This is a genomic window from Pseudomonas sp. CCC3.1, assembly GCF_034347405.1.
Classification (GTDB): Bacteria; Pseudomonadota; Gammaproteobacteria; order Pseudomonadales; family Pseudomonadaceae; genus Aquipseudomonas.
Genome location: NZ_CP133778.1, coordinates 1,647,908 through 1,659,861 on the forward strand (window position 1 = coordinate 1,647,908; position 11,954 = coordinate 1,659,861).

The following is an 11,954-nucleotide window of genomic DNA, read 5'->3' on the forward strand; positions in this document are numbered from 1 at the left end:
CAACGCTGCGCAGACTCATAGAAAAGCGGGTACCGATAGCGGTACCCGCTTTTTTTATTCCATTTCGATCAGGATAGCCCCTTCACTGACCATTTCACCTTCTTCGCAGAACAAGGCTTTGACCACACCGGCATGAGGCGCTCGCAAGCTGTGTTCCATCTTCATGGCTTCGAGCACCACCAATTGAGCGCCGGCGTCGACTTCCTGGCCGACCGCCACCAGTACCCGTACCACGCTGCCATTCATGGGCGCGCTCAGGCCGCCCTGTTGCCCGTGGCTGGCGCCAACAGCGGCAATCGGGTCGTGGAGGCTGACGCTGTGCATGTCGCCGTCCCAGCGCAGGTACAGCGTCTCTGCGCGGCGAATGGCCAGATGCTGACGGCGAACGCCGTGCTCTTCAATGACCAACTGTTCGTTGTGCAAGGTCGCCCCAGATGCACCGAGACTGACCGCGTGTTGTTCGCCGTTAGCGTTCAAGACGACCAAGGTCTTGGCTGGCAGGCCACTGCGAAAACCCGAGTGGGTGGCCCACGGCGATGTCGGGTCGTCGATGCGTTGCGTCGGTGTCAGGCTTTGGCGGAACGCTTGAGCGGCGGCCTCCCAAAATGCACGTGGCAACGGCTGAGAGGGTGGAAGTAACTGCGCCTGATAGCGCGGGATGAATCCGGTATCCAGCTCGGCTGACGCGAAGGCGGAATGTCCGATAATTCGCCGCAGAAAGCTCAGGTTGGTCTTCAAACCGCCAATGGCGAACTCATCAAGCATGGCCAGCAACCGCAGACGGGCTTGCTCGCGGTCTTCGCCCCAGGCAATCAGCTTGCCCAGCATCGGGTCGTAAAACGGTGACACTTCATCGCCTTCACTGACTCCGCTGTCGACCCGACGCCCTGGTCCTGCCGCAGACTCGCGGTACACCTCAAGCCGCCCGGTTTGGGGCAGGAAATCGTTGCTTGGGTCTTCGGCATACAGGCGAACTTCTATCGCGTGGCCGCGTAATGGCACTTGCGCTTGAGTGATCGGCAACGCTTCGCCACGTGCCACACGGATTTGCCAATCCACCAGATCCAGACCAGTGATGGCTTCGGTCACGGGGTGTTCAACTTGCAGGCGGGTGTTCATCTCCATAAAGAAGAATTCGCCCCGCGCATCGAGCAAGAACTCCACGGTGCCCGCACCGACATAGCCGATGGCCTGCGCAGCGCGTACGGCTGATTCGCCCATCGCACGACGTTGCTCGACGCTCAGGCCGGGCGCTGGGGCTTCTTCAACGACTTTCTGGTGACGCCGTTGAATCGAGCAGTCGCGTTCATTGAGGTACAGGCAATTGCCGTGCTGGTCGGCAAATACCTGAATTTCGACATGCCGAGGCTTGAGCACGTATTTTTCAACCAGCATCCGCGCATCGCCAAACGACGACAGCGCCTCACGCTGAGCCGACGCCAAGGCTTCGGCCAATTGGCTGACATCCTCGACCACTTTCATGCCCTTGCCGCCGCCGCCCGCTGTGGCTTTGAGCAACACCGGGTAGCCGATACGCTCAGCAGCGACACGAAAGGTTTCTACATCTTGCGCTTCGCCGTGGTAACCCGGCACCAGCGGCACGCCCGCGGTTTCCATCAAGGTTTTGGCGGCAGACTTGCTGCCCATGGCATCGATGGCGGAGGCGGGCGGGCCGAGAAAAATCAGCCCGGCGGCTTCAATGGCTCGCGCAAAGCCTGCATTTTCTGACAAAAAGCCATAACCCGGATGGATCGCCTGCGCGCCGCTGGCGTGGGCGGCAGCGATAATCTTGTCAATTTTCAGGTAACTGTCGGCGGCTTTGCTGCCCCCAAGATCGACACAAATATCAGCTTCGCGGCAATGCCGCGCATCGCGGTCAGTGCTGCTGTGCACGGCAACGGTGGTAAGGCCCAGAGCCTTGGCGGTGCGCATGACCCGGCAGGCAATTTCGCCACGATTGGCCACCAATAAAGACGTAATGAGAGGGGGGCTCATGAACGCGGCTCCTGAGTCGACGTTTGTGTTTGCCAGGCAGGGGTGCGTTTTTGCAGAAAGGCACGCAAGCCTTCCTGGCCTTCGGCGCTGACCCGAATCCGGGCTATGGCATTTTCGCAATAACGGCGAATGGCCGGGGTCGGCGCACCGTGACTGACTTCGCGCAGCAAGTCTTTGCAGGCACGCATGGCCTGCGGGCTGTTGAGCAGCAGGTTGTCGACCCAATGCTCGATCTGTTGCTCAAGCTCAGCGAGTGGATAACATTCCGACAGCAGCCCCAGTTCACGGGCGCGTTCACCGCTGAAACGTTCGGCGGTCAAGGCAAAGCGGCGTGCGGCGCGCTCGCCAATGGCTTGAACCACAAAGGGGCTGATCACGGCGGGGGTCAGGCCAATGCGCACTTCAGACAAACAGAACTGCGCCTCTTCGGTCCCGATGGCCATGTCGCAAGCGCTGATCAGGCCCAGCGCGCCGCCGTAGGCAGCACCTTGCACCACGGCCAGCGTCGGGATTTTCAGCTTGGCCAGGTTGTACATCAACTCGGCTAAGTGCCGTGCGTCATCCAGATTGGTGTTGTAGTCGAGTTCGGCCGATTGCTGCATCCAGCCCAGGTCTGCACCGGCGCTGAAATGCTTGCCGCGTCCGCGCAGCAGCAGAAAACGCAGGTTGCTATCGCTTTGTACCGCATCCAGCGCGAGGATCAGTTCGCGGATCATTTCGGCGTTAAAGGCATTGTTCTTCTGCTCGCGACTCAACCACAGGGTGGCAAAACCCCGGGGGTCGGCATGCAGTTCGAGGGTGTTGAAATCGTTCATGTCTGTCAGTCCTTAATGGCTGTACATGCAAAAGCGCGGTTACATGCGAAACACGCCAAAGCGCGTGGCCTCGATGGGCGCGTTCAACGCCGCCGACAAGCCCAGCGCCAACACCTCGCGGGTTTGTGCCGGATCAATCACGCCGTCATCCCACAAGCGGGCGCTGGAGTAGTAGGGGTGGCCCTGATGCTCGTATTGATCGAGGATCGGCTGCTTGATGTGCGCCTCTTCTTCACGACTGAACACCAGGCCGTTACGCTCAGCCTGCTCGCGCTTGACCTGTACCAGCACCCCGGCTGCCTGCTCGGCGCCCATCACACCGATTCGGGCGTTTGGCCACATCCACAGAAAGCGTGGATCGTAGGCCCGACCACACATGCCGTAGTTGCCTGCGCCAAAGCTGCCGCCGATGATCACAGTGAATTTAGGCACCTTGGCGCACGCCACTGCAGTGACCAGTTTGGCGCCATGCTTGGCGATGCCGCCGGCTTCGTATTTTTGCCCAACCATAAAACCGGTGATGTTCTGCAAAAACACCAAAGGAATTCCGCGCTGGCAGGCCAGTTCAATGAAGTGCGCGCCTTTTTGTGCCGCTTCGGCAAACAAAATGCCGTTGTTGGCCAGAATCGCCACCGGGTAGCCCTGCAAATGCGCAAAGCCGCAGACCAGCGTGGTGCCGAACAAGGCTTTGAACTCATCGAAAACCGAACCGTCCACCAGCCGCGCGATGACTTCTCGTACATCAAATGGCTGTTTTGCATCAGCCGGAACGATGCCGTACAACTCGTCATTGGCGTAGAGCGGCGCCAATGGCGTGCGGTGCTGCAACTGACCCAACTTGCGCCAGTTGAGGTTGGCGACGCTGCGTCGGGCCAGCGCCAAGGCATGCTCGTCACTGTCAGCGTAATGGTCGGCGACGCCGGAGATCTTGCAGTGCACATCGGCACCGCCCAGGTCCTCTGCGCTGACCACTTCACCGGTGGCGGCTTTTACCAGCGGCGGCCCGGCCAGGAAAATCGTGGCTTGCTGACGCACCATGATCGCTTCGTCGGCCATGGCTGGCACATAGGCGCCGCCTGCGGTGCACGAGCCCATGACCACGGCGATTTGTGGAATACCGGCAGCGCTCATGTTGGCCTGGTTGAAGAAGATCCGACCGAAGTGTTCGCGGTCTGGAAACACTTCATCCTGACGCGGCAGGTTGGCGCCGCCCGAGTCCACCAGATAAATGCACGGCAAGCGGTTTTGCTCGGCAATCGTCTGGGCACGCAGGTGTTTTTTGACCGTCAGCGGGTAGTAAGAGCCGCCTTTGACGGTGGCATCGTTGGCCACAATCATGCATTCCACCCCTTCCACCCGACCAATGCCGGCGATGATTCCGGCCGCCGGAACGTCTTCGCCGTACACGCCATAAGCGGCCAACTGACTGAGTTCCAGGAATGGCGAACCGCTGTCGAGCAAGCGATCAATCCGTTCGCGGGGCAGCAACTTGCCGCGCGACGTGTGGCGCTCTTGCGCTTTGGCGCCGCCGCCTTGCTGTACTTGCTCAAGCAAGGTGTGCAGGGCATCGACTTGTTTGAGCATAGCGTCGCGGTTGGTGGCGAACTCCGCTGAGCGCGGGTTGATGGTCGTATGCAAAATGGACATACGGGCGCTCCTCAGCGGGTTTCGTTAAACAGTTCGCGACCAATCAACATGCGGCGGATTTCGCTGGTGCCCGCGCCGATTTCATACAGCTTGGCGTCACGCAGCAGACGTCCAGCTGGGAATTCATTGATGTAACCGTTACCGCCCAGAATCTGGATGGCGTCGAGGGCCATTTGTGTGGCACGTTCAGCGCTGTACAAAATCACCCCAGCGGCATCTTTGCGGGTGGTTTCTCCGCGTTCGCAGGCGGCCGCAACGGCGTACAGGTAGGCGCGGCTGGCGTTGAGCTGGGTGTACATGTCTGCGACCTTGCCCTGGATCAGCTGAAATTCGCCGATGCTTTGGCCGAACTGTTTGCGGTCATGGATATACGGCACCACCAGGTCCATGCACGCTTGCATGATCCCGGTCGGGCCGCCCGAGAGCACCACGCGCTCGTAATCAAGGCCGCTCATCAAGACTTTCACGCCCGCGTTAAGCGTGCCCAGCACGTTTTCTTCCGGTACTTCAACGTCGTCGAAAAACAGCTCGCAGGTGTTTGAGCCGCGCATGCCGAGCTTGTCGAAGTGAGTGCTGCGGCTGAAGCCTTTCCAGTCCCGCTCGACGATAAAGGCGCTGATGCCGTGTGCGCCTTTTTCCAGATCGGTCTTGGCGTAGATCACGTAGGTGCTGGCGTCGGGGCCGTTAGTGATCCAGGTTTTACTGCCGTTGAGTACAAAATGGTCGCCGCGCTTGTCGGCGCGCAGCTTCATCGAGACCACATCCGAACCTGCGTTGGGTTCGCTCATGGCCAAGGCGCCGACGTGTTCGCCGCTGATCAGCTTGGGCAGGTAGTTGAGTTTTTGCGCGTGGCTGCCGTTGCGGTTGATCTGGTTGACGCACAAGTTGGAGTGGGCGCCGTAGGACAGCGCGACCGAGGCTGAGCCGCGGCTGATTTCTTCCATTGCCACCACGTGGGCCAGGTAGCTCAGACCGGTGCCGCCGTATTCTTCCGGCACGGTAATGCCGAGCAGCCCCATGTCTCCGAATTTGCGCCACATATCGGCCGGGAACAGGTTGTCCTTGTCGATTTGCGCTGCGCGTGGCGCGAGTTCAGTGGTAACGAAGGCTTGCACCTGGTCGCGCAGCATGTCGATGGTTTCGCCCAAGGCGAAGTTCAAAGTCGGGTAGCTCATGGGGCACCTTGGTCATTGTTCTTATAAACGGCGTTAACAGCATCGCCATGGGTAAGCTTTACGTTAACGTAAACTTGGCAATGAATGCTGTCAATGACCTTTACGTTAACGTCAACTTGGTTCAGAGTAATTGCTATTCTGCACAGAGGGAATGCGTGAGTGCGCGTCTTCCCCATGCTCCCAAAACAATCACAAGAGGAGTTGTCATGAAGCCGCAATCCGTTCCCAGTTACAGCCAGGGCGCGCTGGACAAGCCGCTGCTGGCGATGACCATTGGCCAGGCTTTTGATCAAGCCGCCGCCCGCTACCCCGAGGGCGAGGCGTTGGTCGTGCGCCATCAACAACAGCGTTACACCTGGGCGCAATTGGCTCAGGCAGTTGACCTGCACGCCAAGGCGCTGCTGGCGCTGGGGTTGCAAACGGGTGACCGGCTGGGGGTTTGGGCGCCGAACTGTGTCGAGTGGTTTATCTGCCAGTTTGCCAGCGCGAAAATTGGCGTGATCCTGGTCAATATCAACCCTGCTTACCGATTGTCCGAGCTTGAGTACGTGCTTAAACAGTCCGCGTGCCAGTGGCTGGTGAGCGCGAGCATGTTCAAAACCTCGAACTATCACGCCATGCTCCAGGCGTTGCTTCCTGAACTGACCGAGCAGCCGGCAGGGCAATTGAAAAGTGAACGTTTTGACGCCTTGCGCGGGGTTATCAGTCTGGATGCGCAGCCGCCCGCAGGGTTTTTTCCATGGTCGCAACTGACGGCATTAGGCAACGAGGTTGAGCCTCAACAACTCGACGCCCGACAAGCCAGTCTCAATTTTGACCAGCCGGTGAATATTCAATACACCTCTGGCACCACGGGCTTTCCCAAGGGCGCAACCCTCAGCCATCGCAACATTCTCAACAATGGCTACATGGTCGGCGAAAGTCTGGGGCTAACGGCCAGGGATCGGCTGGTCATTCCGGTGCCGCTGTATCACTGCTTTGGCATGGTGATGGGCAACCTGGGTTGCGTGACCCATGGCACCACGATGATTTATCCGAGTGAAGCCTTTGACCCGGGCCTGACCCTGCAAGCGGTCGCTGAAGAGCGGGCTACGGGGCTTTACGGCGTGCCAACCATGTTTATCGCCATGCTCGACCACCCGCAACGCGCCGGGTTTGACTTATCGAGCCTGCGCACCGGGATCATGGCCGGCGCCACGTGCCCGATCGAAGTGATGCGCCGTGTTATCAGCGAGATGCACATGGGTGAGGTGCAAATTGCCTACGGCATGACCGAAACCAGCCCGGTCTCAATGCAGACCGGTCCTGATGATGATCTGGAATTACGTGTCACCACGGTAGGACGTACCCAGCCTCAGCTCGAGAACAAGCTGATCGACGCCGAAGGCAACATTGTTGCGCGGGGTGAGATAGGTGAACTGTGTACCCGCGGTTACAGCGTGATGCTCGGCTACTGGAACAACCCGCAGGCGAGCCGCGAGGCCATCGACAGTGAAGGCTGGATGCACACGGGGGACTTGGCCGAGATGAATGAACAGGGTTATGTGCGGATCGTCGGGCGTAACAAGGACATGATTATTCGTGGCGGCGAGAATATTTACCCGCGAGAGCTAGAAGAGTTCTTTTTTACCCACCCGGCGGTGGCGGATGTGCAGATCGTGGGGATACCCGACGAAAAATATGGCGAAGAAATTGTCGCCTGGATCAAGTTTCATCCTGGCCACACCGCCAATGAGCTTGAGTTGCAAGCCTGGTGCAAGTCACGCGTCGCGCATTTCAAAACGCCTCGGCACTTCAAGTTTGTTGAGGCTTTTCCGATGACTGTGACCGGCAAGATCCAAAAATTCAAAATGCGTGAGATCAGCATTCAGGACATCAGAAAGGTCTAAGGCCCTGTAGGAGCGAGCTTGCTCGCTCCTACAGCGATAGCTTGAAATCCGGAAAACACAAAGGGGAGCCGAGGCTCCCCTTTAATGTGTCGTTACTGCTCTTTTTTTATTATTGAAGGGCGGTCTATTGTTGTTTTTGGAACTCACCCTTTTCTGCGTTTTTTTGCGATCCCCATCCGGGATCAAGAGCAAACGTATTTTTTTGAGCGCTGATCCACTTTTATCACCGGCTATCAAACCTGTGATCCAACCTGTGCGGGTGCTACCTGAAGGTAGTTTTATTCTTCTCTGCCCGGTTGCGAGGTGGCTCTTAAGCTCCTCGGAAAAGTAAACCTTCTCCAAAAAAATCTGTTAGCTGCGTCTCTGCCGTGTTGTTTTTGTTATGTCAGAGTCGTTTCGTATTGTTTTTATTATGTTGCTGCGGTTTTTATTCTTGTTATGCCATAGAGATAGCAGGAGCCGTGCCAACTTTTAAAAGTCTTTATAAATCAATGGCTTGGTTTTATAGGTAATAAAAAACCGGCCTGGGTGAGGGCCGGTTTGTTTCCGTGTTACTCGTTTGTGTGAGGGTGCGGTAACACAAAGGCACACTTTTTAACCTTGGCGGGCCTTGGCGACCCGAGACCCGGTAACACGCCCCAGCACACGGCAGATGTGTTCGCCTGCCAGTAACAGTTTGTCCATGTCGACCCCGGTCTCAATGCCCATGCCATTGAGCATGTACAGCACGTCTTCGGTGGCCACGTTGCCGCTGGCGCCCTTGGCATACGGGCAGCCGCCCAGGCCTGCCACCGAGCTGTCGAACACATTGATACCTTCGAGCAAGCTGGCGTAGATGTTGACCATGGCCTGGCCATAGGTGTCATGGAAATGCCCGGCGAGTTTTTCGCGGGGGACATAAGCCCCGACGGCTTCGAACATGGCGCGGGTTGCCGAAGGCGTGCCGGTGCCGATGGTGTCGCCCAGAGACACTTCGTAACAGCCCATGGCGTATAGCTCTTTGGCCACGGCGGCAACTTGTTGCGCCGACACTTGGCCTTCGTACGGGCAGCCCAGCACACAGGACACATAGCCGCGCACGCTGATGCCGTGTTGCCTGGCGGACTCCATGATGGGCACAAAGCGTTCCAGGCTTTCACTGATCGAACAGTTGATGTTGCGCTGCGAAAACGCTTGGGAGGCGGCGGCGAACACGGCCACTTCTTTAACCCCGGCCGCGACGGCGTCTTCAAAGCCGCGCATATTGGGCGTCAATGCCCCATAAACCACACCCGGCTTGTGCTGGATCTGGGCGAACACCTCGGCGGAACCGGCCATTTGCGGCACCCATTTAGGCGACACAAAACTGCCGACTTCGATATAGCCCAGGCCTGCATCGGTCAGGGCGTTCACCAACTGCACCTTGTCGGCGACGCTGATGGGCTGGGCTTCATTTTGCAGACCGTCGCGCGGGCCGACTTCAATCAGGCGCACATGGGCAGGAAGTGTCATGGGGATTCACCGGTTCAATGTGGATGATCCCTGTAGGAGCGAGCTTTTGATCTTTGAAAGATCGCGAGGCAAGCTCGCTCCTACAGGATTCAGGATTCAGGCCGTCTGACTTTTTATGGTGTGTTCAAGCGCCTGAATACAGCGCTCTTCGGCGGTATCGAGCTCAAGTTGCATCTGCTGAATATCCAAAAGCTGCTGTTCAAGCTGCTGACGACGTTCGGCTATTTTGCCCAGCATGCTGTTCAACTGTTTCTGGTTGCCGCTGCTCGGGTCGTAAAGCTCAATCAGTTCGCGGCATTCGGCCAACGAAAAACCGATGCGTTTGCCGCGCAGAATCAGCTTCAGGCTGACCTTGTCCCGTGCCGAATACACCCGCTCCTGGCCACGGCGCTCGGGGGAGAGCAGGCCTTGCTCTTCATAGAAGCGGATGGCGCGGGTGGTGATGTCGAGTTCACGGGCAAGATCGGAAATGCTGTACGTCTGGCTGCTCATGGGCACGCTCTTAAAGGACCATGCCGTTAAGCTAATGGCTGGTTGACGTTTACGTCAAGCAAGCGTTGCGCCGCGGCTTTTTTTTCAAGCGCCAGTTGCTGCTGGCACACCTCGATCAATTGCTCGCGCATCCAGCGGTTGGCGGGGTCTTGCTCGGTGCTTTCGTGCCAGTACAGATGGGTTTCCACGTTCGGCAACTCACTGATAGGCAACGGCACAAAGTGCAGGCTATGGCGCCGGGCAAAACGCTCAGGCACGGTCATCACCATGTCTGTTTGCTGCAACACATTCGACGCCATCAAGTAGTGCTGTGAACGCAGGGTAATTTTGCGCTGCAAGCCGATTTTGCCCAGCGCCAGATCCACCTGGCCGAGGCCGTTGCGGCGGGTCGAGATATGAATGTGGGTTAAGCCCAGATACTCATCCAGACTGATCGCGGCCTTGCCGGCCAATGGATGGCCCTGGCGCATGGCGCACACATAACGGTCTTCCATCAATTTGACGTGACGCACCTGGGCATCGGTATTGAGCGGCGCATCGACGGCGAAATCCAGGCGTCCTGCTGCCAGGTCGCTGGTGGTCTCACGGCGATGGGACAAAAAACTCTCAATCACCACTGCGGGTGCATGACGGCGCAGGCGCTGAAACAGCGGCGGCAGAATCACCGCTTCTGTGAGGTCGGTCATGCTGATGCGAAATGTCTTGTTGGCTTGCAGCGGGTTGAATGTGCGGCTTTCTTGTACCGACACCCGCAACAAAGCCAAGGCGCTGCGCACCGGGCTGATGATGTTTTGTGCCATGGGCGTGGGCACCATGCCTTGGGCGGTGCGCACGAACAACGGGTCGTTGAAGCTTTCGCGCAACCGGGCCAGTGCATTGGACACCGCAGGCTGAGTGATACCGATGATCTGTCCGGCACGGGTCAGGTTGGCTTCGGTGTAAATGGCGTCGAAGACGACAAACAGATTGAGGTCGACCTTATTCAGGTTCATGGCGCGTGGCTCTTGTTGTTGGCGGTAAGGCAGCGGGTGAATCATATATTGCTTATGAATGGTAATACACACTGTAAATAGACAGCGCAAATGATGAGTGGCTGATCTAGCATCACGCCATCACCGACTCACATTCACGCTAAAAGGTAGCCACTCATGGATTTCGCATACTCCCCGAAAGTTCAGGCGCTGCGCGAACGCGTCACTGCGTTTATGGAGGCTTATGTCTATCCGGCGGAGGCGATTTTCGATCAACAAGTGGCAGAAGGTGATCGCTGGCAGCCGACCGCGATCATGGAAGAGCTGAAACTCAAGGCCCAGGCTGAAGGCCTGTGGAACCTGTTTTTGCCCGAGTCTGAACTGGGTGCCGGGTTGACCAACCTGGAATACGCGCCCTTGGCCGAGATCATGGGCCGTTCGATGCTGGGATCCGAGCCGTTCAACTGTTCGGCCCCCGACACCGGCAACATGGAAGTGCTGGTGCGTTACGCCAACCCGCAGCAAAAGCAGCAATGGCTTGAGCCGTTATTGCGCGGCGAAATACGCTCGGCGTTCGCCATGACTGAGCCCGATGTGGCCTCGTCCGATGCGACCAACATGGACGCCCGCGCCGTGCGTGACGGCGATGAGTGGGTGATCAATGGCCGCAAGTGGTGGACGTCCGGTGCCTGTGACCCGCGCTGCAAAATCCTGATTTTCATGGGGCTGAGCAATCCAGACAATGCGCGCCATCAACAGCATTCGATGATCCTGGTGCCGGTCGACACGGCGGGAGTGAAAATCGTCCGCCCGCTGCCCGTGTTCGGTTACGACGATGCGCCCCATGGGCACGCTGAAGTGCTGTTCGACAATGTACGAGTGCCGTATGAGAACGTCTTGCTTGGCGAAGGTCGGGGGTTTGAGATTGCGCAGGGCCGCTTGGGGCCGGGGCGTATTCACCACTGCATGCGCTCAATCGGCATGGCCGAGCGCGCCCTGGAACTGATGTGCCAACGTTCGTTGACGCGCACAGCGTTTGGTAAACCGCTGGCGCGGCTGGGGGGCAATGTCGACAAAATCGCCGATTCACGGATGGAGATCGACATGGCACGTCTGCTGACCTTGAAAGCGGCCTACATGATGGACACGGTCGGTAACAAGGTGGCAAAAAGCGAGATCGCACAGATCAAAGTCATCGCCCCCAACGTAGCGTTGAACGTGATTGATCGGGCAATTCAGATCCATGGCGGAGCAGGGGTTTCGGGTGATTTCCCACTGGCCTACATGTACGCCATGCAGCGCACCTTGCGCCTGGCTGATGGCCCGGACGAAGTACACCGGGCGGCAGTCGGCAAGTTCGAATTGGATAAGTACGCTAAAACTGCCGGGTAAACACATTTCATGTGGGAGTCTGGCTTGCCAGCGATGCAGGCGCTACGGTCCAATCGCTGGCAAGCCAGCTCCCACATTAGTTGTATT

General features: G+C 58.1%; 9 protein-coding genes. 2 read left to right on the forward strand and 7 right to left on the reverse strand.

Annotation, left to right across the window (positions count from 1 at the left end; all coding sequences use genetic code 11):
• Positions 1 to 54: 54 nt before the first annotated feature.
• Genes RHM56_RS07420 through RHM56_RS07435 form a run of 4 tightly spaced genes read right to left on the reverse strand, consistent with a single transcriptional unit; the run spans position 55 to position 5,632 of the window.
• On the reverse strand, positions 55 to 1,995 hold the full coding sequence (locus RHM56_RS07420; RefSeq protein WP_322240035.1) for an acetyl/propionyl/methylcrotonyl-CoA carboxylase subunit alpha: 1,941 nt from the start codon (positions 1,993 to 1,995) through the stop codon (positions 55 to 57).
• Entirely contained in the window at positions 1,992 to 2,810 is an 819-nt protein-coding gene (locus tag RHM56_RS07425) for a gamma-carboxygeranoyl-CoA hydratase (RefSeq protein WP_322240037.1), read from the reverse strand. Before RHM56_RS07425 ends, RHM56_RS07420 begins: the two co-directional genes overlap by 4 nt.
• 39 nt (positions 2,811 to 2,849) lie before the next feature.
• Positions 2,850 to 4,457, reverse strand: a complete 1,608-nt coding sequence (locus RHM56_RS07430) for a carboxyl transferase domain-containing protein (protein WP_322240039.1) — start codon at positions 4,455 to 4,457, stop codon at positions 2,850 to 2,852.
• A gap of 11 nt (positions 4,458 to 4,468) precedes the next feature.
• Complete coding sequence (locus RHM56_RS07435; protein WP_322240041.1) at positions 4,469 to 5,632, reverse strand: isovaleryl-CoA dehydrogenase; 1,164 nt, start codon at positions 5,630 to 5,632, stop codon at positions 4,469 to 4,471.
• Positions 5,633 to 5,838: 206 nt separating this feature from the next.
• Here RHM56_RS07435 and RHM56_RS07440 point away from each other — a divergent pair, with 206 nt between their 5' ends.
• On the forward strand, positions 5,839 to 7,521 hold the full coding sequence (locus RHM56_RS07440) for an AMP-binding protein (protein WP_322240043.1): 1,683 nt from the start codon (positions 5,839 to 5,841) through the stop codon (positions 7,519 to 7,521).
• Positions 7,522 to 8,115: 594 nt separating this feature from the next.
• Here the strand turns inward: RHM56_RS07440 and RHM56_RS07445 are convergent.
• The 3 genes from RHM56_RS07445 to RHM56_RS07455 form a co-directional block, all read right to left on the reverse strand.
• Positions 8,116 to 9,012 (reverse strand): hydroxymethylglutaryl-CoA lyase, encoded by an 897-nt coding sequence (locus tag RHM56_RS07445; RefSeq protein ID WP_322240045.1) that lies wholly within the window; start codon positions 9,010 to 9,012, stop codon positions 8,116 to 8,118.
• Between the two features lie 96 nt (positions 9,013 to 9,108).
• A complete protein-coding gene (locus RHM56_RS07450; RefSeq protein WP_322240047.1) occupies positions 9,109 to 9,504 on the reverse strand; it encodes a MerR family DNA-binding transcriptional regulator in 396 nt (131 codons plus the stop codon).
• 26 nt (positions 9,505 to 9,530) lie between these two features.
• The gene (locus RHM56_RS07455) at positions 9,531 to 10,496 is read right to left on the reverse strand and encodes a LysR family transcriptional regulator (RefSeq protein ID WP_322240049.1); all 966 of its coding nucleotides are present in this window, start codon (positions 10,494 to 10,496) and stop codon (positions 9,531 to 9,533) included.
• A 156-nt stretch (positions 10,497 to 10,652) separates the two neighbouring features.
• Here RHM56_RS07455 and RHM56_RS07460 point away from each other — a divergent pair, with 156 nt between their 5' ends.
• Entirely contained in the window at positions 10,653 to 11,867 is a 1,215-nt protein-coding gene (locus RHM56_RS07460; RefSeq protein ID WP_322240051.1) for an acyl-CoA dehydrogenase, read from the forward strand.
• Positions 11,868 to 11,954 lie beyond the last annotated feature (87 nt).

Excerpts from the sequence above, each read along its gene's own strand:
- RHM56_RS07420 (WP_322240035.1), bottom strand. The coding sequence starts at position 1,995 with ATGAGCCCCCCTCTCATTACGTCTTTATTGGTGGCCAATCGTGGCGAA.
- RHM56_RS07425 (WP_322240037.1), bottom strand. The coding sequence starts at position 2,810 with ATGAACGATTTCAACACCCTCGAACTGCATGCCGACCCCCGGGGTTTT.
- RHM56_RS07430 (WP_322240039.1), bottom strand. The coding sequence starts at position 4,457 with ATGTCCATTTTGCATACGACCATCAACCCGCGCTCAGCGGAGTTCGCC.
- RHM56_RS07435 (WP_322240041.1), bottom strand. The coding sequence starts at position 5,632 with ATGAGCTACCCGACTTTGAACTTCGCCTTGGGCGAAACCATCGACATG.
- RHM56_RS07440 (WP_322240043.1), top strand. The coding sequence starts at position 5,839 with ATGAAGCCGCAATCCGTTCCCAGTTACAGCCAGGGCGCGCTGGACAAG.
- RHM56_RS07445 (WP_322240045.1), bottom strand. The coding sequence starts at position 9,012 with ATGACACTTCCTGCCCATGTGCGCCTGATTGAAGTCGGCCCGCGCGAC.
- RHM56_RS07450 (WP_322240047.1), bottom strand. The coding sequence starts at position 9,504 with ATGAGCAGCCAGACGTACAGCATTTCCGATCTTGCCCGTGAACTCGAC.
- RHM56_RS07455 (WP_322240049.1), bottom strand. The coding sequence starts at position 10,496 with ATGAACCTGAATAAGGTCGACCTCAATCTGTTTGTCGTCTTCGACGCC.
- RHM56_RS07460 (WP_322240051.1), top strand. The coding sequence starts at position 10,653 with ATGGATTTCGCATACTCCCCGAAAGTTCAGGCGCTGCGCGAACGCGTC.